The 19171-nt window shown below is 62.4% G+C and carries 13 protein-coding genes; 5 read left to right on the top strand and 8 right to left on the bottom strand.

Going from position 1 to position 19171, the window contains the following annotated elements; genetic code table 11:
* Positions 1 to 51: 51 nt before the first annotated feature.
* The 7 genes from OHL16_RS01825 to OHL16_RS01855 all read right to left on the bottom strand — a co-directional run bounded on the left by OHL16_RS01825 (position 52) and on the right by OHL16_RS01855 (position 11614).
* Positions 52 to 1410, bottom strand: a complete 1359-nt coding sequence (locus OHL16_RS01825; protein WP_263365367.1) for a Gfo/Idh/MocA family protein — start codon at positions 1408 to 1410, stop codon at positions 52 to 54.
* Between the two features lie 109 nt (positions 1411 to 1519).
* Entirely contained in the window at positions 1520 to 3331 is a 1812-nt protein-coding gene (locus tag OHL16_RS01830) for an amidase (RefSeq protein WP_263365368.1), read from the bottom strand.
* 139 nt (positions 3332 to 3470) lie between these two features.
* Complete coding sequence (locus OHL16_RS01835) at positions 3471 to 4019, bottom strand: hypothetical protein (RefSeq protein WP_263365369.1); 549 nt, start codon at positions 4017 to 4019, stop codon at positions 3471 to 3473.
* Positions 4020 to 4072: 53 nt separating this feature from the next.
* On the bottom strand, positions 4073 to 5161 hold the full coding sequence (locus tag OHL16_RS01840; protein ID WP_263365370.1) for a P1 family peptidase: 1089 nt from the start codon (positions 5159 to 5161) through the stop codon (positions 4073 to 4075).
* 248 nt (positions 5162 to 5409) lie between these two features.
* Complete coding sequence (locus tag OHL16_RS01845) at positions 5410 to 6855, bottom strand: sodium:solute symporter family protein (RefSeq protein ID WP_263365371.1); 1446 nt, start codon at positions 6853 to 6855, stop codon at positions 5410 to 5412.
* The gene (locus tag OHL16_RS01850) at positions 6852 to 8159 is read right to left on the bottom strand and encodes an acetylornithine deacetylase/succinyl-diaminopimelate desuccinylase family protein (RefSeq protein WP_263365372.1); all 1308 of its coding nucleotides are present in this window, start codon (positions 8157 to 8159) and stop codon (positions 6852 to 6854) included. Before OHL16_RS01850 ends, OHL16_RS01845 begins: the two co-directional genes overlap by 4 nt.
* A gap of 38 nt (positions 8160 to 8197) precedes the next feature.
* Positions 8198 to 11614 (bottom strand): TonB-dependent receptor, encoded by a 3417-nt coding sequence (locus OHL16_RS01855; protein WP_263365373.1) that lies wholly within the window; start codon positions 11612 to 11614, stop codon positions 8198 to 8200.
* Positions 11615 to 11885: 271 nt separating this feature from the next.
* Here OHL16_RS01855 and OHL16_RS01860 point away from each other — a divergent pair, with 271 nt between their 5' ends.
* The 4 genes from OHL16_RS01860 (at position 11886) to OHL16_RS01875 (ending at position 16318) form a co-directional block, all read left to right on the top strand.
* The gene (locus tag OHL16_RS01860; protein ID WP_263365374.1) at positions 11886 to 13226 is read left to right on the top strand and encodes an aminotransferase family protein; all 1341 of its coding nucleotides are present in this window, start codon (positions 11886 to 11888) and stop codon (positions 13224 to 13226) included.
* A gap of 91 nt (positions 13227 to 13317) precedes the next feature.
* Positions 13318 to 14271, top strand: coding sequence for a tetratricopeptide repeat protein (locus tag OHL16_RS01865; RefSeq protein ID WP_263365375.1), 954 nt, complete (start codon positions 13318 to 13320; stop codon positions 14269 to 14271).
* Entirely contained in the window at positions 14268 to 14975 is a 708-nt protein-coding gene (locus tag OHL16_RS01870) for a tetratricopeptide repeat protein (protein ID WP_263365376.1), read from the top strand. Before OHL16_RS01865 ends, OHL16_RS01870 begins: the two co-directional genes overlap by 4 nt.
* 119 nt (positions 14976 to 15094) lie before the next feature.
* Positions 15095 to 16318 (top strand): FAD-dependent oxidoreductase, encoded by a 1224-nt coding sequence (locus OHL16_RS01875; protein WP_263365377.1) that lies wholly within the window; start codon positions 15095 to 15097, stop codon positions 16316 to 16318.
* A 57-nt stretch (positions 16319 to 16375) separates the two neighbouring features.
* Here the strand turns inward: OHL16_RS01875 and OHL16_RS01880 are convergent, their stop codons facing one another.
* Positions 16376 to 17923: a CoA-acylating methylmalonate-semialdehyde dehydrogenase gene (locus OHL16_RS01880; RefSeq protein ID WP_263365378.1), complete on the bottom strand. Its 1548-nt coding sequence runs from the start codon at positions 17921 to 17923 to the stop codon at positions 16376 to 16378.
* A gap of 299 nt (positions 17924 to 18222) precedes the next feature.
* Between OHL16_RS01880 and OHL16_RS01885 the strand changes: the two genes are divergently transcribed.
* Positions 18223 to 19008, top strand: coding sequence for an SDR family NAD(P)-dependent oxidoreductase (locus OHL16_RS01885; protein WP_263365379.1), 786 nt, complete (start codon positions 18223 to 18225; stop codon positions 19006 to 19008).
* Positions 19009 to 19171: the final 163 nt, after the last annotated feature.

Genomic DNA, 19171 nt, shown 5'->3' on the forward strand with positions numbered 1-19171 from the left:
TGAAGCCGGTCCCTCCGTTTTCGGGAATAGGCTTCATCCGCTTTTTGGAGGTCATGTGAGCTTCATGGTTTCGGGGTTCCAGTGGATGATGGAGCCGCGTTCGAGGCTGAGATTGCTGAGTAGTGCGGCTCCGGCGGCGCGGAAGCCGAAGGTGGCGTCTTCGACGGGCTGCTTGCGGGTGCGGACGGAGGAGAAGAAGTTGTGGAAGTGGTCGTAGCTGTCGGAGTAGCCGTGCGGCGCTACGAACTTTTCGACTCCCGCGTAGGGAGTGCCGGTGGGCGTGGAGGCATACTTCTGGCGATACTGCTCGAGGAACTGCTGCTGGGTGGCGGTGGCGAAGGTGCTGATGGTGTAGCCGGGTTCCTTCTCGAGGGGGACGCGGTTGACGGTGACGGCGTTGCCGGTGATCTCGAGGGTACCTTCGGAGCCAGTGAAGAGGAATCCCTCGCTCTCTTCCCCGCCGTCGACGAAGTTGACGCGGAGGCTGAGGTTGAAGCCCTGAGGGTAGTCGAAAAGGGCGAGCAGGACGTCGGGGACGTTGCGGCCGTCCTTCCAGAAGCGGAGTCCGCCGGTGGCCATGGCGCGCGTGGGGCCGTTGGCTCCGGTGATGAAGTGAGTTCCGCTGAAGAGGTGGACGAAGAGGTCGCCGGCGACCCCGCTCGAGTAGTCTGTCCATTTGCGCCACTGAAAGAAGTGCTCGGCGTTCCACGGAATTTTTGGGGCGGAGCCGAGGAAGAGCGGCCAGTCGCAGGTCTCAGGACTGGCGTCGGGAGGGACGGTGTAGTTCCAGGCGCCGAGGGAGGAGTTGCGGTCCCAGCGGGCGGAGACCATGTTGAGCTGGCCGATGGCTCCGGAGGCGAGGAGCTCCTTGGCTTTGGCGTAGATGACGGAGCTGACGCGCTGGCTGCCGACCTGGAGGATGCGGTTGGTGGAGCGGGCGGTGGAGATCATCTCGGGGCCGTCGGAGTAGAGGTGAATCATCGGCTTTTCGAGGTAGACGTCCTTGCCGGCGCGCATGGCGTCGATGGCGGCCTGCTTGTGCCAGTGGTCGGGGGTGGCGATGATGACGGCGTCGATGCCGGGGCGTGAGAGGATCTCGCGATAGTCGCGCGTGGTGAAGAGGTCGACGTTGTTGGGGGTGCCGTTGCCCCAGAGCTCCTTGGAGTGGGTGAGGCGGCCGTCGTAGCAGTCGGCGACGGCGACTAGTTTTGTGCCCGGGACCTGAAGGGCGACCCGGGTGTCGTTCTGGCCCTGAATGCCGGCCCCGATGAGCGCGAACTGGATGTTGTTGTTTGCGGCGGTCGGTTGCGGAGGAGCCTGAGGCGTGAGGGCTGTGAGGGTTTGCAGATGCGCTCCGGCGGCTGCGGTGCCCGCGAGCTGGACGAAGGTGCGGCGGTTCAGCATGGTCATGGATCGGGTCCTCTTTTTTTCCGAGCGCGGCGCGAGGCCTTGCGGCTGACAGGGGAACGGTATGCGATCCGGGTTTTGCTGTCCAGAGCCTAGGCCCGTGCGAAGCCGCCTAGAACCCTGGCGGGGTTTCGGCGGCTACGTTGAAGTGGCGCTCGAGGGCGAGGCCGGCGCGGGCGATGGTGCCTTCGTCGAAGAGGCGGCCGATGAGGGTGATGCCGTAAGGGACCCGGCGGGGCGGACTGAACTTCGGCAGGGGATGGTTGGGGTCGGGCGCCCAGTCGCTGCGGGCCTCGGAGACCTCGACGAAGCCAGCGCGGAAGGTAAGCGAGGGGTGGCCGGTGAAGTTGGTAAGGGTGAGCATCTCGTCGCGGAGGGATGGGACGAGGAGGAGGTCGACTTGCGACATGATGCGGGCCATCTCTTCGGCGACCATGCGGCGGAAGCGGTCGGCCTGGACGAAGTCGACCGCGGAGAGGAAGCGCGACTGGCGGAAGGTGTTGGGCCAGGCGTCGGGGACCTGGGCTTTGAGCTGGTCGACGGCGTGGTTGAGGGTGATTTCTTCGAAGGCGGCGGCGGACTCGGCGAAGAGAATGATGTCGAGCGAGTCGTAGGGCCAGTCGGGGAGGGAGACCTCGACGGAAGTCATGCCGAGTTTGGACAGCGCGGCGAGGGCGGCGCGATCGACGTCGGTGGCGGGGGCTTCTTTCATCCATTGGGGGAAGTAGCCTACGCGGAGGCCTTGCACGGGCGCGGTGGCGTCGAAGTTGAGATGGCTGGGGACGCAAGAGAGGTCGCGCGGGCCGGGACCGGTCTCGGCTCCGGTGATGGCGTTGAGGACGAGCATGGTGTCTTCGACGGTGCGGGCCATGGGGCCTAGCTTGTCGAGCGACCAGCAGAGGGTCATGGCTCCAGTGCGGGGGACGCGGCCGTAGGTGGGGCGCAGGCCGGTGACTCCGCAGCGCATGGAGGGCGAGACGATGCTGCCTCCGGTTTCGCTGCCGATAGCAAAGGCGACGAGGCCTGCGGCGGTGGCGGCTCCGGGACCGGCGGAAGAGCCGGAGGAGCCTTCTTCGAGGAGCCAGGGGTTGACGGTCTGGCCGCCGAACCAGATGTCGTTGAGGGCCAGGGCTCCGAGCGAGAGCTTGGCGATGAGGACGGCACCGGCGTCGTTGAGGCGCCGGGTAACGGTGGCGTCGTTGGCCGGGATGCGGTTGCGGAAGGGCTCGGCGCCGTAGGTGGTGGGGATGTTGGCGGTGTCGAGGAGGTCCTTGGCTCCCCAGGGGATGCCGTGAAGCGGACCGCGGTAGTGGCCGGCGGCGATCTCGGCGTCGGCGCCCCGGGCCCGGTCGAGCGCGTGGTCGGCGGTGAGGGTGATTACGCAGTTGAGCTTGGGATTGAAGCGCTGGATGCGGTCGAGGTAGATGCGCGTGAGGCGTTCGCTCGAGAGCTTGCGGGTTTCGAGCCAGCGGGAGAGATGGGTGACGGGAGAGTAGGCAATGGCTTCATCGGATGAGGGAAGTGGTCCGGGATCGGCTGCCGTACGGATGAAGCTGTCTTGAGTGGGAATCGGGTGTTCGCTGGGGAGCGCGGCCTGCCAGCGGGAATATGGCGCGATAGTGGTGGGGATGGAGATCTTGCGTGGGCCGACGCGGCGCTCGTAGAGACCCGCCATGGCGTTGCGCCAGTTGCCCGCTGCTTGAGAGACGTCGGCTGGCGTCATGTTGACCTGAACGAGCTTTTCGGCCTCGGTGAAGGTAGCCGCGGAGACTTCGGGACCGACTGCGGGAGCGGTGCCGAAGGCGGGAGGCGCGCCTGGCGTGGGGGTGGCGGGGTTTTGTGTGAGGGCTTCGGGGGTGGTGATGGCGGCGGCTACGAGGCCGAGAGCTGACTGAGACAGGAATTCTCTGCGTGATCTGGGCATGGCTGAAGATGACCGGTTGTTGACGATTGTATGGGATGAGGAGAACTGACAGCGGATCCCCCGTTCGACTCCGCTCAGGGCAGGCTCTTCGGGGATGACAACTAGAAAGGCAACGGCAACGGCAGCGATGAGGAGGCGGTCAGTCGGGCACCTGCCAGCCGGCCATGGTCTGGGCGAGGGCGGATTGGCCGGTGGCCTGTCCGCTGGCGGCTGTGGCGAGCGAGGGGAAAGCTTGCTGGACGTCGGCGGATTTGGCCCAGATGGGGACGTCCTGCATGGTGTAGTGGTAGTTCACCTGGGTCTGCGGGAAGCCGTTGACGACCGCTGGTGGAGTGGAGCTGTCGATGCTGGAGATGACGCGGTGGCCGTAGCAGAAGCGTGGCGCGTAGCGTGTGCCCGCGGTGGAGACGGTGTAACGGGTGACGTGGATGCTGGCCTCCTGATGGCTTTCAAGAAGCTGCGATTTGACGAGGGTGTCCAGGCGCTTGATCTCGGCGGAGTCGCTGGTCTCGTAAGGGAATCGGGTGTTGGAGAGCAGGCAGTCCGGGTGGTCAAGGAACCAGGCGTTGAGGGCGGCGGTGAAGTTTTCAGGGGTCGGCTTGACCTTCGAGTTGCAGCCGGAGGCGAGTAAGAGTGCTGCTGCGGCGAGGAGTGTGGCTGAGAAGAGATTGGTTGTGCGATTTGGCATGGCGCTCCTGTGGCTCGGGTGCAGTGGAAGTGAGGTTAGGCTAAGTTCGGCGCTCAGGAGCGGCCTACGTAGTCTTTGTATGCGGGAAGGTGGAGGTCGGGCAGACTGGATGCGTTCATGGCGGCGCGGACGATGGCGCGCGACATGACGACGGCAGCGATGGCTCCGATGGCGGTGACGTCGGCCTGGACCTTGGCTGTACCGGTTGACATGGCGAAGATGGTGTCGCCGTCGGCCATGGTGTGAACGGGGTTGATGGCGCGGGCGTAGCCGTCGTGGGCCATCTGAGCGATCTTGGTCGTCTGGACTTTAGTGAAGGGGGCGTTGGTGGCGACGCAGCCAATGGTGGTATTGGCGGCGTTCTGCACGACGACGCGGTAGCCGTTCATGATGGCGGCCATGGAATCGCGGAAGCCCTTGCCGGCTTCGCTGCGGGCGCCGGCGACGATCTTGCCGCTGTGCGGGTCGATGACGTCGCCGACGGCGTTGACGGCTACGATGGCTCCGACGACGATGCCGGTGTCGCCGATGGTGACGCTGGCGGTGCCGAGGCCGGACTTCATGGCGAAGCCGGGGCCGAACATCTTGCCGATGGTGGCTCCAGCGCCTGCACCTACGTTGCCTTCGGTGATGGGGCCGCTGACCGCAGCCTTGCAGGCGGAGTAGCCGTCTTCGGCGGTGGGGCGGATCTTGAAGTTGCCGACGCCGAGGTCCATGAGGATTGCAGCGGGGACGATGGGGACGACGCCCAATTTACCGATCTTGTAGCCGGCGTTGTGCTCTTCGAGGTAGCGCATGACTCCGGTGGCCGTTTCGAGGCCGTACGCAGAACCGCCAGACAGGACGATGGCGTTGATCTTGTCGACCACGTTTGTCGGTGAGAGGAGGTCGGTTTCGCGGGTCCCGGGGGCGGAGCCGCGGACGTCGACACCGGCTGTGGCGCCTTCTTCGCAGAGCATGACGGTGCAGCCGGTGGGGCGGTCGGTGCGGGTGTGGTGGCCAACCTTGAGGCCGGGGACGTCAGCGATGGAGCCGCCGGGAGGCATCGCAATGGGGTCGAGCGCTGCCGCGTAGGCGGAGGGAGGGATCGCGGCGGCGAGAGGAAGTCCTAAGAGATTGCGGGCGAATTCACGGCGATGCATCAGAGTGACCTCGATCTGAAGCTAAAGATGGTTCGGGTGATGAGACTGCCAGAGACTTCGCTCAGGACGACACTTCCGGGGGTGGGGCAGCGTCTGAAGATGTTTGGTGAGCTTTGACCGTCTTAGCTCCCCTGAAAGAAACCGCAGGTCCTTCGACTCCGCGATTCACGGTGAGGCTGTGAATCGCTCCGCTCAGGATGACACTTCTATGGGGGGATTCGGGAGTGAGGGAGGGAAATATTCGCTGGTTAGCTTGCATTGGTTCCTCCGGCGAAGGAGATGTTTTTCGGTGCCTGCTGCGGATAGAGGACTCGGAAGGCGAGCATGACGATGGCTGCGGTGGCGATTCCGATGGCGGCGGGTGAGAAGATTCCGTAGCCTGCGTTCGCAGTGAGTTGGCGCGTGATGAGCGTTGCGGCGATGGCCGCGATGATGCTGGTGATGGCGGCCGAGGAGAGAACGCGGCGGGAGTAGAGGCCGGCGATGACGGGGACGAAGAGCGCGACGGCGATGAGCGAGTAGAAGATGCTGACGGCCGCGATGATGGAGGGGAGGACGGCGGCGAGGAGGATTCCGATGATGCCCGCGGCGACGGAGGCGATGCGGCTGGCGATTAGGAGTTTCTGCTGCGAGATTCCGGGGTTGAGGAAGGTCTTGTAGAGGTCGACGGCGAGCGAGGTGGAGAGCATGAAGAGGATAGCGTCGGTGGCGGAGAGCTCTGCGGAGAAGATGGAGGCCAGGGTCCAGACGCCTAGCCATTTCGGGAGCAGGAGCTTCATGGCGGCGGGCAGGGCGAGTTCGGCCTTGGCGAGATGTGGGAGAGCGGCGAGGGCACAGAGGCCGAGGATAGGTGGGACGAAGGCGAAGATGGCCTGGCCGAGTGAGTTGAGGCCGACGCCGAGGCGGACGGTGCGGGTGTCGCGGGCACCGTAGATTTTCTGAACGAGGCCGGGGGAGATCATGAAGGATGGGACGAGGATGGCGATCCAGGCGAAGACCTGTTTGGGGCCTGCTCCGACGATGGTGAACATATTTGTGGATGTGGTTTGATGCGCGGCAACAAGGGTGTGGAGGGTTGTCCAGCCGCCGACGGCGTGGATCGCGAAGGGGACGGCGAGGAGCAGGCCGGACATGGTGACGGCGAGCTCGAACATATTGACGAAGGCCGAGGCCATGAGTCCGCCGGCGGTGCAGTAGACGATGGCAACGAGGCCGCCGATAATGCAGCCCTGCCACTTGGGGATTGCGGCGACAGTCTCGAGGATCCAGGCGATGGCGATGATCTGGCCAGCGAGGATGGCAAGGGAGCCGCACCAAAAGAGGACGGCGATAAGAGCTTTGACGGATTTGCTGTAGCGGAATTCGAGGAAGTCCTGGAGCGTGGCGAGGTTGTGTTGCTTGGCGATCGTCCAGAGGCGTGGGCCAAGGAACTGCGAGAGTATGAGCGTGCCTATGGAAGCTGAGCCGACCCACCACCAGGCGGAGAGGCCGAAGCTGTAGCCGAGGCCGGTGGCGCCGACCGTGGAGCCAGCGCCGATGTTGGCGGCGAGGAAGGTGGCGAAGAGTCTACCCGGACCGAGGCTGCGGCCGGCGACGAGGAAGTCAGAGGAGTTCTTGACGCGGCGGCTGATGACGAGCCCGAGAACCATCAGGAAGATTGAGTAGGCGAGCAGGGCGACGAGGTAAAGGTTCATCGGGTTCCGGTGGCGGGCGAGGCTCCGAGCAGCTGCATCGCGGTGAGCGCCATGATCTTAGCTGAGTTTACGACGTCTTCGATGAGACAGTACTCGTCGGGGCGGTGGGCCTGGTTGAGAATGCCGGGGCCGTAGGCGATGCATTGGGCGACGTCGCCGATGCGGACGACGTGTTTTTGATCGTAGGTTCCGGGGCTGGCGGTTAGCCTGGGCTTGCGGCCGAGGATGGTCTCGATGCTGGAGCTGATGGTGGTGACGAGTTCGCAGTCCGGGTCGGTGTTGACGGGATAGACGATCATGAGATCTTCCAAGTTGTATCTGAAGTCGGGGTTCTGCGAGCGGAGATCTTCGAGCATCGAACGGATCTCTTCGCGGACGTGGTCGAAGTTTTCTTCGGCGAGGAAGCGGCGGTCGAAGATGGCACCGGAGCGGTCGGCGACGCAGGGTGTTTGAGTGCCGTCTTCGAGCTGGCCGCCGAAGACGGAGTTGACGTTGATGCTGGCGTAGCGGGAGCCAGGAGGCTCGACCGGCGCAGCCGTCTTGCGGGTCGCGAGAACGGGCTTGAGCCTGTGGGTGACGTCGTGGAGGACGTCGCCAATCTGGTCGATGGCGCTGATTCCAAAGTGTGGCATGGAGCCGTGCGCGATGCGTCCGTGCGTGGTGATCTTGAACCAGTAGACTCCGCGATGGCCGAGACAGATGCTGTCCACGTTGCTGGGTTCGGTGATGATGACGAAGTCGGTCTTGTCTTTGCCGATCCAGCCCTGGCGGGCCATGTAGGCAACGCCGGCGAAGCCCCCGCTCTCTTCGTCGACGCTGCCACTCTGCTCGACGGTGCCGTGGAGACGGATGCCTGCGCGGCGGATGGCCTCGATGGCGAAGATGGAGGCGGCGATGCCGGCCTTCTGGTCGGAGACTCCGCGGCCGTAGAGTTTACCGTCGCGGATAAGGGCTCCGAAGGGATCGACGGTCCAGCCGTCGCCGACGGGGACGACGTCGAAGTGTCCGTTGAAGTGGAGTGCGGGGCGGGGAGTGGAGCCTTCCATGCGCCCGAAGACGTTGACACGAGGATGCTGGGGAGTGTGCTCAGGGAGTTCTTCGGCGGCGATGTAATGCGTGTCGTAGCCGAAGGACGCGAGCTTGCTGCCGATGAATTCAGCGGCTGCGGTGTAGTTCTCGCCGGGCGGATTGACGGTGGGGATGCGGACGAGATCCTGCAGCCAGGCGATCATCTCGTCCCTGAGGGCCTCTACGCTTCTTGAGACCGCTTCCTGAAGATCAACGGATACGACTTGTGCTGCCATGAAATCGACCTCTGGAGTGATTTGGGGAGGTTCACGGCTCAGAAGGAGAGCTTGATCGCCATCTGGATGACGCGGGAGTCGTTGCCTACGGTGCTGGTGATCTGGCCGAAGGTGGATGACCCAAGGGTTGCGACGGGCTGCGAGAAGTGAGCTTCGTTGAAGAGATTGAAGACCTCGAAGCGGAATTCGAACTTCCTGCTTTCGCTGAAGTTCAGGATTTTGAAGAGCGAGGCATCGGTGGTGTTGTAGCCGGGACCAAGAGCCGAGTTGCGGGCTGCATTGCCGCTGTGGCTATTGTCGATGAGAGAGACGCCGTTGAGCGTCACGGTAGGCAGAGCGAAGCAGCCGGTGTTGATGTAGTGCTGACTCGAGAGCGTGCCTGCTTTGTGGGGCGCGCCGGAGTTGGCGTTACAGGTCTGGTTGGGCCTGAAGGTGAGCGACTGCGCGGTCGTGGAGGAGTTGACCACCGCGAACGGGCTTCCGGACTGAATCTGGTAGATGGTGTTGAACTGCCAGCCACCGATGATGAGCCGTTGTGCAAGAGAGTGGCCATCGAGCCGGGGGAACTCGTATTGCAGACTGAGGACGAAGCGGTTGCGAGCGTCGAAGAGTGAGTCGCCGCGCTCTCTCGCTACTGCCGCATCGATGAATGCCTGGTTGCCGATGGTAGCGGGGAGGACCGGGCGCGAGTCGGTGCCGATGTTGAGGCCTGATGCGTTATCGATGGAGTGGCCGTGGGTGTAGGCGGCAGTCGCATGAATGTGGTGGTAGTTGCGCAACTGCCAGCTTGCCTGCAGCGAGTCGAACCATGACTTTCCTGCGGAGAAGGTTGGACGCGTGAGGCCGAAGGCGGGGAAGACAGCGCGGGAGCCTGCCTTGTAGGCATTGGCTCCTGCGGCGGAGGAGCCGCTGGGCAGGACCGTGGTTGGGTTGACCTCAATGAAGATGGGAAGGTGCTCACCACGCGAGCCGACGTAGCCGACTTCAAAGGCCATGTTGTTGGTCAGTTGGCGCTGCACGCTCACGTTGTACTCCTGGACCTGGGCGGTCTTAAAGGAGTTGGCGAGGCTCCAGCCGATGAAGGTGAGGTTAGGGGGAAAACCGGGGGCTCCAACTGCTACGCCAGCGTAGGGGTTGGAGAAGTAGGTGGAGGTGGGCGGAGTGGTGTTCGCGAAGAAGTCTATCTCCTGGAGGGGCTGGAAGGGGGGAGCGAGGGTTCCGTTCTGGAAGAAGTCTCCCTGTCCGGGAACGGTGTCATAGAAGAGGCCCCAAGCGGCGCGAATGCTGGTCTTGCCGTCGCCGATGGGGTCGATGGTGGCTCCGATGCGGGGAGCCCAGTTGTCGGCGTCGGTGTAGTAGGTTGCTCGGGGCGTACCGGCGTCACCGGGGTAGACGAGGCCGACGGGTGCTTTGGGCTGGATGGTCGACTGCTGACCGGGATGCAGGGCGGCAAGGTGGTTCTTGTCTTCGACGTAGGGGCGGTTGACCTCGTAGCGCAAGCCGGCTTGGAGCGAGAGGTGGCGGTTGATGCGGAATTCGTCCTGTCCGTAGAAAGAGTAGGTCCACGAGGAGCCGTTGAGGGACGGATCGCCTGATCCCTGCTGAAACATGAAGGGATAGCCAAGCAGGAAGTCGGAGAGCGCGTTGGTGGTGAAGATTTTGTTGGTGTTGAACGTGAAGGCGCCGTTGGGGCGGTTGATGTAGAGGAGGTTGATGCGGTCGCGCCGAATCTCGCCGCCGAACTGGATGACATGACGGTGCTTGATCCAGGTGAGGTCGTCGGAGATGGTATTGACGCCGTTAGCGCGGTAGGCGAAGGGTTGCTGCAGATCGCCGGTGGTGAAGTAGCCGGTGAGTGTGACGTTGGGCAGTCCCTTGGCCGTCGCGTTAGTGGAGGAGTAGGCGTAGCCCTGGCTTGTGAGATCGAGGCCGCTGGTCTTGTTCGGAGTGCCTTCGATGCGCTGCCAGGCGTAGCGGCCGACGTTGATCATGTGGTCGTTGATGTTCCAGGTGTCGGAGGCGAGGGCATCCTGCAGGGTCATGATCTGGCGGTTGCCGGTGGGCGGGAAGTTCGTGGGTGTGATGGGGCCGTAGAGGTTCTGGTGAGTGTAAAGATAGCGGCCGAGGATGGAGTGCTTCGAAGCAAGTTTCCAGTCGGCGCGGAGTCCGAACATGTTGCGGTTGTCGATGTTGGCGGGAGCCGCCTTGTAGAAGTTGCCCGCGCTGTTGGGGAGCGGAATGTAGTTCTTGAGCAGATTGGCGCTGACGGCGCTGATGCGTGCGGGGTCGATGACGTTGGGCTTACCCCCGTAGCAAAACTGCGTCTTCGTTAGCGGATCGATGATCCTGCCTCCACCGGTAACCCCAGTGGTTGAGCAGGTGGTTGAAGACGATGTGAGAAGCTCGGAGAAGTCTCCCCCACGCTCGGCTGAGCTGAGGACGGGCTGGTTGAGGACGTTCGAGGTCGCGTCCTTGAGGCGGAAGCCCTCGTAATAGCCGAAGAGGAAGACCTTGTCTTTGAGGACGGGGCCGCCGGCGGCTGCTCCGAACTGGTTCTGCTGGTAGTTGGGCTTGGTGACGGCGAAGTAAGTCTTGGCGGCGAGGGCGGCCTCGCGGTTGAACCACCAGAGATCGCCGTGGAGCTGGTTGGTTCCCGAGCGGGTGACGACGTTCACGACGGAGCCCGCGTTGCGGCCGTACTGCGCCTCGTAAGAGTGCGTCATGATCTTGAACTCCTCGATGGCGTCCGGTGGAGGGCGCATGACGAAGCCGCTGTTGAAGGAGTCGTTGTTGGGAGCACCGTCGAGGAGGAAGCTGTTGGACTGGTTGCGCATCCCGTTGACGTTGAAGCTGCCAGTGGTGTCGCCGAAGCCGCCGACGGTGGCGTTGCCCTGGGCTCCGCCTAGTCCCGCGGGGGCGGCGACGACGCCGGGGATAAGGGTTCCGAGCTGGGCGAAGTTGCGTCCATTGAGCGGGAGGTCGACGATGCTCTGGCGGTCGACGACGACGCCCATAGTGGCGTTGGTGCTTTCGACGAGCGGCGGAGCGTCGGTGACGGTAATTTCAACAGTTGTCGGGCCCACGGCCAGCTTTACTTCGATCCGGTTTGTTCCGTTGACGTCGACCTCGACGCCCCGGGTGAGGCTGGTTCGGAATCCAGTGGCATTGACTCGAACCTGATAGGTGCCGGGATTGACGAGAGGAAAGATGAAGCTTCCGTCTGAGGAGGAGGTGGTGGAGCGGGTCTGCCCGGTGGCGTCGCTGATGAGCTCTACTGTCGCTGCTGCGACGACTCTGCCGGAAGGGTCGGAGACCGTGCCAGCGATCTGTCCTGTGGCCTGGGCGCGGGCGAGAGATGGGACAAGGAGGAGAATTCCAAACAGAGCGAAGAGGAGGGTTATGTGTGAAGACTTCTTGACGCCCGAGTCTGGAAGGGGCGGTGTGTTCTTGCGCATGGCACTCTCCGGGTTCCGGTGAAATGGTATCGCCACGTCTCGCAAAAACTACATAGGTAGCTCCAGTGCCAGGGTGGAGCCTACCGATGCGTGGCTAAAGCACGGCATAGGTTCTGCTACACATAATGAATGGATGCGAACATATACTGCAACTGGAGCGGTCGAAGGCTGCGAGCGAGGCCCGAGACCGTTGCATCTAGCAGCTGTTCTTTTTGCTTGTTTTTGAGGCCAATGAAGTACGTTTAATTTGAACAAGAAAGAAGTGGGACCTATGTCGAGTGAGCTTACATCGCAGGAAGTGATCGACCTTACCAGGAAGCATAATTACGGAACGTGGCGGAAGCAGAAGAGCTGGAATCCTTCGCATCTGGTAAGCGCGGATGGCTGCTACTTTACGGACGGGAATGGGAAGAGGTTTCTGGATTTCTCGTCGCAGCTGATGTGCATGAACCTGGGACACAACAATGCTGCAGTGATCGAGTCGATTGCTGAACAGGCAAAGACGCTGGCGTATGCGGCTCCGTTTTATGCGACGACGGCGCGAGCGGAGTTGAGCAAGCTGCTGCTGGAGGTTCTGCCGGAGGGACTGACGAAGTTCTTCTTCGCGCCCTCGGGGACCGAAGCGAACGAAGCGGCCTTCAAGATTGCGCGCATGTACACGGGCAAGACAAAGATCATTGCGCGCTACCGGTCGTATCACGGGTCGACGGCGGGCTCGATTGCAGCGACGGGCGATCCGCGGCGCTGGCCAATGGAGCCGGCAGGCAAAGGGCAGGGTGTGATCTTTTCGCCCGAGGTGAACTGCTACAAGTGCCCGATCAAACACACGTATCCGTCGTGCGGCATTGCGTGCGCGGACTATCTGGAGCACATGATCGTGAATGAGGCCGATGTGGCGGCGGTGCTGGTGGAGCCAGTGGTTGGCACGAACGGCGTGCTGGTGCCTCCTCCGGAGTATTTCCCGAAGCTTCGGAAGATCTGCGACGACCACGGGGTTCTGCTGATTGCCGATGAGGTGATGAGCGGATGGGGCCGCACAGGAAAATGGTTTGCCATCGACAACTGGGGCGTGAAGCCGGATATTCTAACGACGGCCAAGGGAATTACGTCGGCCTATATTCCACTGGGGTTGTGCGCGACCTCTACGAAGATCGCCGAGTTCTTTGACGATCACTACTTTGCGCATGGCCACACCTATGAGGCGCACCCGATGTCACTGGGGCCGGCGGTGGCGACGATCCGCGAGATGCAGCGGCTGAAGCTGGTGGATCGTGCAAATGAGATGGGAGCTTATCTCGGCGAGAAGCTGCGCGCGCTCAAGGAGAAGCATCCGTCGATCGGCGACGTGCGCGGACTGGGACTGTTCTGGGCTGTGGAGTTGGTAAAGGACCAGAAGACGAAGGCTCCTTTCAACACCTGGCAGGAGAAACTGGACGGCAAGGCGCTGGTGGTCGATCAGATCGCCGCGAAGATGCTGGGGCAGGGAGTGGTGATGCAGGCCTGGATGAGCCACTTTGTGCTGGCTCCTCCGCTGATTATAGAGAAGGCAGACATCGACAAGGCGGTTGCAGCGCTGGATGAGGCGCTGGTGATTGCTGACGAGTTGCTGTAGGTTAGTTGCCGAGCAATGAGTGAGAGGCTGGATGCTGGTCAGAAAAATGACTGATGCGCCAGCCTCTTCGTCTTTGGTTCGCGAGGTAAAGGTGAGAACTGCGAAGGTCGTCTACGGAGTATCGTCGCTGTTGTTGCTGGGGACTGGGTTGGGTTTGGCGCAGATGCCAGGGATGGAGAGCGGCGCGGACGAGCACCGGCCGGTTGTGCTTGTGGACGGGTTGGGGAACTCGCATCATGCGATTCGTACGACGAACCCCGAGGCGCAGCGGTACTTCGACCAGGGGATGGACTACATCTTCGCCTTCAATCATGACGAGGCGCGGCGGTCGTTTGTGAAGGCGGCCGATCTGGATCCGAAGGCGGCGATGCCGTGGTGGGGTGTGGCACTGGCTGTGGGACCGAACTATAACGACATCGATATCGGTTACGTGCGGGCAAAGCGGGCCGTGGATGCTTTAACCAGAGCGAAGCAACTGGCTGTAGGCGGATCTGAGGAGGAGAGCGCGTATGTAGATGCGCTGGAGATGCGGTACTCACCGGAGCTTGTGATCAAGGGGGGAGAGTATAGCGTGGCGATGAAGGCTCTGGTAGCGAAGTATCCCGATGATCTGGATGCGGCAACGTTGTACGCGGAGAGCCTGATGGACTTGCATCCGTGGCAGCTTTGGGGCGCGGATGGCAAGCCGGCGGACGGGACCGAGGAGCTTGTCGCGACGCTGAAGGGCGTGCTGGCGCGCGATCCGAACCATGTAGGAGCGAACCACCTGCTGATTCATGCGGTCGAGGCATCGGACGATCCTTCCGTTGGGCTGCCGAGCGCGAAGCGGCTGGAGACGCTGGCTCCGGCTGCCGGGCACCTGGTGCACATGCCGGCGCATATCTATCAGCGGGTGGGGAACTTCGAGGGATCGGCGGAGGCGAACGAGAAGGCGATTGCTGCCGATGCGGCTTATGTGAAGAGCCAGCACCTGGAGGGTGTCGCCAATATGTACGACTACATGTACCTGACGCCAATATTCATTTTCTTGCGGCGGCGTGCATGATGGAGGGTCGCTCGGAATGTGCGGTGGAGGCGGCGGACAACCTGGTGAAGCACGTGGAGCCTGAGGTTGCGACGGTGAAGCTGGCGGAGTGGTATCTTCCGACGCAGCCGTGGGTGCTGGTGCGGTTCGGGAGGTGGCAGCAGATTCTGGATGCGCCGGCGGCTCCGAAGGAGATGCTGGTGTTGGGCGCGATGTGGCACTACGCGCGCGGGTGCGCGTATGCAGGATTGGGAAGGTTGAAGGAGGCGGCGGGGGAACGGGATGCTCTTGCCAAGGCGACGAGCACACTGCCTGCGGATACTCCGCCAGACTTCAACAACCCGACCAAGGACGTGATGGGGCTGGCGCTGACGGCGCTGGATGCCCGGATGGCCGAGGCAAAGGGCGATCGAGCGGGTGCGATTGCCGAGTGGAAGAAGGCGGTCGCGGTGTGGGATACGCTGGCGTATAACGAGCCGGCGGACTGGTACTATCCAGTGCGCGAATCGCTGGGCGGGGCGTTGCTGCGCGATGGCAAGTTTGCCGAGGCGGAGGCGGTGTTTCGCAGAGACCTGGAGATCAATCCACGGAGCGGGCGGTCGTTGTTCGGGCTTTGGCAGAGTCTCGTGGCTCAGAAGAACGATGCAGACGCCGCGTGGGTGAAGAAGCAGTTCGATGCGGCGTGGGCGCGTGCAGATGTAAAGGTGACGGTGGGGACTCTGTGAGGCAAGCGCCGTGTGTTTATGAGAAAGTCTGTCTTTCCATTATAAGTGTATCTGAGTAGTTCTCTCCTGCCTCTGCAAGTTCTCGTGTTGACCACACCTCTTACTGAAGGAGATGCGTGATGGATCGTCGTTCCTTTTTACAAGGCTCTGGGGCGTTTGCCGGATTGAGTGCGATGGGGCTTTCCGGATGCGCGAAACGGGTGACCGCTCCTCATGTTGCGGGCGCTCCAGCGCTGCCTTTTTATGATGCGGTGGGGCCGATCATTCCGATTCGAGCGCATGTGGACCGGATATTCCGGATCACGGTTTGCCTGCGACCGTTTCGGGCGGCAGGGCCTCGGCTGGATGTGGAGCGCGTGGGCGACAAGGTTGTAGTGCACAACTATGGGCACGGCGGGAGCGGATGGTCGCTGTCGTGGGGGTCAGCGGATGTGGTGGTTCGCAAAGCCCTTGAGGCTGCGAATGGGAGCAAGGAAGTGGCAGTCGTTGGGTGCGGGGCGCTGGGGCTGACGGCGGCGATCACGGCGCAGCGGGCGGGGCTGCGGGTGACGATCTATGCGAAGGAGCGGCCTCCGTTTGTGCGGTCGTCACGGGCGACGGGGTCGTGGACGCCGGGCTCGAGGATTGCGCTGACCTCGGCTGCGGCTCCGGAGTTTGCAGCACAGTGGGAGGCGATGGCGAGGACCTCGTTTGCGATGTACCAGAGCTATCTGGGGATGCCCGGGACTCCGATTGAGTGGACGGATCGGTATGTGCTCTCGGATATGACGGACGAGGAGGCTGGCACTCAGAGAAAGCAAATGGATGGCCATGGGTTTGCGCATTATCAGGAAAGAATTGCGGATATTACGCCGAACGCGCAGGAGATTCCTGCGGGGATGCATCCGTTTCCGACGAAGCATGTGTGGAGGAGTACGTCGTTGACGTTCAACGTGGCGGATTACTCGCGACAGTTGATGAACGACTTCATGATTGCCGGCGGCGTGATCGAGACAAGGGAGTTTCATTCGCCGCAGGAGGTCGCCGCACTGCAGCAGAAGGTCATTCTCAACTGCACGGGGTATGGGGCAAGGCAGTTGTGGGCGGACGAGAGCATCGTTCCGGTGCGCGGGCAGATCGCGTGGTTGATTCCTCAGGAAGGCGTGAACTACGGGCTCGGTTATAAAGACCTGAATGTTCTGGCTCGGCGTGACGGGATCGTGATTCAGCCGAACCCTCATGGAGAGGAGACGGGCTGGAATGATATGAATGAGCAGCCGGATCGTGGTGAGGCTGAGGATGGTGTCCGCGAGCTGCAGGAATTGTATGGCCGGATGGAGAAGATGCGGCCGCAACGTGGCTGAGGCAAAAGAAAACTGGCAGCAGTTGCGGCCGCTGCCAGTCGTGTGATGAGGAACGAATCAGCCAAGCGTTGGCATGGTGGTATCGACGCCGGTCCGGATGCCGGTTGGCCAGCGGGCGGTGATGGTCTTGATGCGGGTATAGAAGCGTACGCCCTCGGGGCCGTAGATCGAGTGGTCGCCGAAGAGAGAGCGCTTCCATCCACCGAAGCTGTGGAACGCCATCGGAACAGGGATGGGCACGTTGATGCCGACCATGCCGGCCTGGACGCGGTGGGCAAAGGTGCGTGCGGTGTCGCCGTCGCGGGTGAAGATGGCAGTGCCGTTGCCGTATTCGTGGTCGTCGATGAGCTTGAGGGCGGTCTCGAAGGTGTTGGCGCGGACGACGCCGAGGACAGGGCCGAAGATCTCCTCGCGGTATATGCGCATCTCGGGTTTGACGTGGTCGAAGAGGCTGGCTCCGAGGAAGAAGCCCTCACCGCGAGGTAGGGCGGTTTCGCGGCCGTCGACGAGAAGGGCTGCGCCCTCGTTTGCGCCGGTTTCGAGGTAGCCTTTGACGCGGTCGAGGTGCTGGCCGGTGACGAGCGGGCCCATATCGGCCTTGGGTTCGGTGCCGGGAGAGATCTGGAGAGCGGCGATGCGCGGGCGGAGCTTTTCGATGAGGGCGTCGGCGGTGGCGTTGGTGACGGCGACGGCGACGGAGATGGCCATGCAGCGCTCGCCGGCTGAGCCGTAGGCTGCTCCGACGAGGGCGTCGGCGGCCTGGTCGAGATCGGCGTCGGGCATGACGATCATGTGGTTCTTAGCTCCGCCGAGGGCCTGGACGCGCTTGCCGTGGGCAGTGCCGCGCGTATAGACGTACTCAGCGATGGGCGTGGAGCCGACGAAGCTGACGGCCTTAATAGTGGGGTGATCGAGAATGCCGTCGACGGCCTGCTTGTCACCGTGAACGACATTGAAAACGCCGTCGGGGAGGCCGGCCTGCTTGAGCAGTTCGGCGAGGAAGATGGAGGCGCTCGGGTCTCGCTCACTGGGCTTGAGGACGAAGGTGTTGCCGCAGGCGAGAGCGATAGGGAACATCCAGAGGGGGACCATCGCGGGGAAGTTGAAGGGGGTGATGCCGGCGACGACTCCAAGGGGCTGGCGCATGGACCAGCTGTCGATGCCAGCTCCGACCTGGTCGGTGTACTCGCCCTTGAGGAGCTGGGGGATTCCGGTGGCGAACTCGACGACCTCTAGGCCACGAGTGACTTCGCCTTTAGCGTCGGAGAGGACTTTGCCGTGCTCGGAGGTGAGGATGGCGGCTAGTTCGTCGGCCTTCTGCTCGATCAGTTCGCGGAGACGGAAGAGGACCCGGGCACGGCGGAGGGGCGGCTGCGTGGACCATTCGGGGAAGGCGGCAGCCGCGGCCTCGACGGCGGCGTTGAGCTCATCGGAACTGGCGAAGGGGACGGTCGCCTGGACCTGGCCGGTAGCTGGGTTGTAGACATTACCGGAGCGGCCGGAGTTGCCAACGACTGCACGGCCATTGATCCAATGCGGAACGATGCGGACTTCTTTCGCGGTGGTGTTTGGAGCGGTCAGGTCAGGAACAACAGCTGTGGACATAAGTAACCTCGATCGTTAGACGAAATATGTTGCCACGTGTACGCGGCGAAACCTACGAGCTTCGGTGTGATCGACCGGCTTGCTTTAGCACGAACCATAGTAACTCCGGGGAGGCAACGGCGGTGGAACAAAGCTAATATTCGGAAGCGAGCAATCTCTGGCATATTGGGAATTTGAGCCATTTCCAGTTGACGTAGATGAGGTTAGTGAGTGACGGGGTCGCTGTGATGGCCGTAACGCTGCACTAGATGCAGATACAAACCGTGTGAATTCCAAGATTCAAGTAGAAAGGAAACAGCGTGTCGTACGACTACAGCAAATTGTTTGATCTGACGGGGAAACAGGCGCTTGTTGTTGGGGCGGGCAGCGGTATTGGCGAAGCTGCCGCGCATGGCTTGGCAGCACACGGAGCGCACGTTCTGTGTGGCGACTTGAATGTGGAAGCGGCGCAGAAGGTGGCTGATGCCATCAAGCAGGCCGGCGGACACGCTGAGGCGCTGGCGATCGACATACGCGACAGCGCGGGCGTTGTGAAGGCAATCGATGCACTGCCAGATCTGGATGTGTTGGTGAGCACGCCGGCGATCAATGTGCGCAAACCGCTGGTGCAGATGACCGATGAGGAGTTTGACCGGGTAGTATCGCTGAATCTGAAAGGCACGTTCAGGCTGATTACGACTGCGGGACGCAACATGGCGAGGCGCGGGAGGGGAAGCATCATCGCGTTTGCGAGCATTCGCGCGCTTGTTGTCGAGCCTGGACAGGGAGTGTATGCCGCGACCAAGGCGGGAGTGCTGCAGATGTGCCGTGCGCTGGCGGCGGAGCTTGGGCCGAGTGGCGTACGAGTGAATGCGATTGGGCCAGGGGTTGTGGATACTCCTCTCACGGCGCCAATTGCTGCAAATAAAGCGTGGTACGACGCATACGCGCAGAAGAGCGCGCTGGGGCGATGGGCGAAGCCCCATGAGATGGCTGGTGCGGTGGTTTATCTGGCTTCGGACGCTGGCTCATTTGTGACAGGAACGCTCACGATCGTCGATGGCGGGTGGACCGCTGTGGATGGCCGGTTTACACCTCCCCTATAGGGCTGAATGTCTCGCAGCCGCCCTCTCCATCCCCATGGAGAGTGTCCTCGGTCGATTCGGGGCATTCTTCAGGCTCGGTTAAGGATCGCTCTCTAATATGTAGAATTCGTAGACAGAATTCGTTGTCGGCGGGCCTCGGTTATGGTCTTCTGCAGCGGATTCA

Origin of the sequence: Edaphobacter bradus, from assembly GCF_025685645.1 — a bacterium.
GTDB lineage: Bacteria > Acidobacteriota > Terriglobia > Terriglobales > Acidobacteriaceae > Edaphobacter > Edaphobacter bradus.

What these genes read in the sequence shown, in the direction of transcription:
- OHL16_RS01840 (WP_263365370.1), bottom strand. Translation starts at nt 5,161, where the DNA reads ATGCATCGCCGTGAATTCGCCCGCAATCTCTTAGGACTTCCTCTCGCC.
- OHL16_RS01880 (WP_263365378.1), bottom strand. Translation starts at nt 17,923, where the DNA reads ATGTCCACAGCTGTTGTTCCTGACCTGACCGCTCCAAACACCACCGCG.
- OHL16_RS01870 (WP_263365376.1), top strand. Translation starts at nt 14,268, where the DNA reads ATGATGGAGGGTCGCTCGGAATGTGCGGTGGAGGCGGCGGACAACCTG.
- OHL16_RS01845 (WP_263365371.1), bottom strand. Translation starts at nt 6,855, where the DNA reads ATGAACCTTTACCTCGTCGCCCTGCTCGCCTACTCAATCTTCCTGATG.
- OHL16_RS01830 (WP_263365368.1), bottom strand. Translation starts at nt 3,331, where the DNA reads ATGCCCAGATCACGCAGAGAATTCCTGTCTCAGTCAGCTCTCGGCCTC.
- OHL16_RS01860 (WP_263365374.1), top strand. Translation starts at nt 11,886, where the DNA reads ATGTCGAGTGAGCTTACATCGCAGGAAGTGATCGACCTTACCAGGAAG.
- OHL16_RS01825 (WP_263365367.1), bottom strand. Translation starts at nt 1,410, where the DNA reads ATGACCATGCTGAACCGCCGCACCTTCGTCCAGCTCGCGGGCACCGCA.
- OHL16_RS01875 (WP_263365377.1), top strand. Translation starts at nt 15,095, where the DNA reads ATGGATCGTCGTTCCTTTTTACAAGGCTCTGGGGCGTTTGCCGGATTG.
- OHL16_RS01835 (WP_263365369.1), bottom strand. Translation starts at nt 4,019, where the DNA reads ATGCCAAATCGCACAACCAATCTCTTCTCAGCCACACTCCTCGCCGCA.
- OHL16_RS01855 (WP_263365373.1), bottom strand. Translation starts at nt 11,614, where the DNA reads ATGCGCAAGAACACACCGCCCCTTCCAGACTCGGGCGTCAAGAAGTCT.
- OHL16_RS01850 (WP_263365372.1), bottom strand. Translation starts at nt 8,159, where the DNA reads ATGGCAGCACAAGTCGTATCCGTTGATCTTCAGGAAGCGGTCTCAAGA.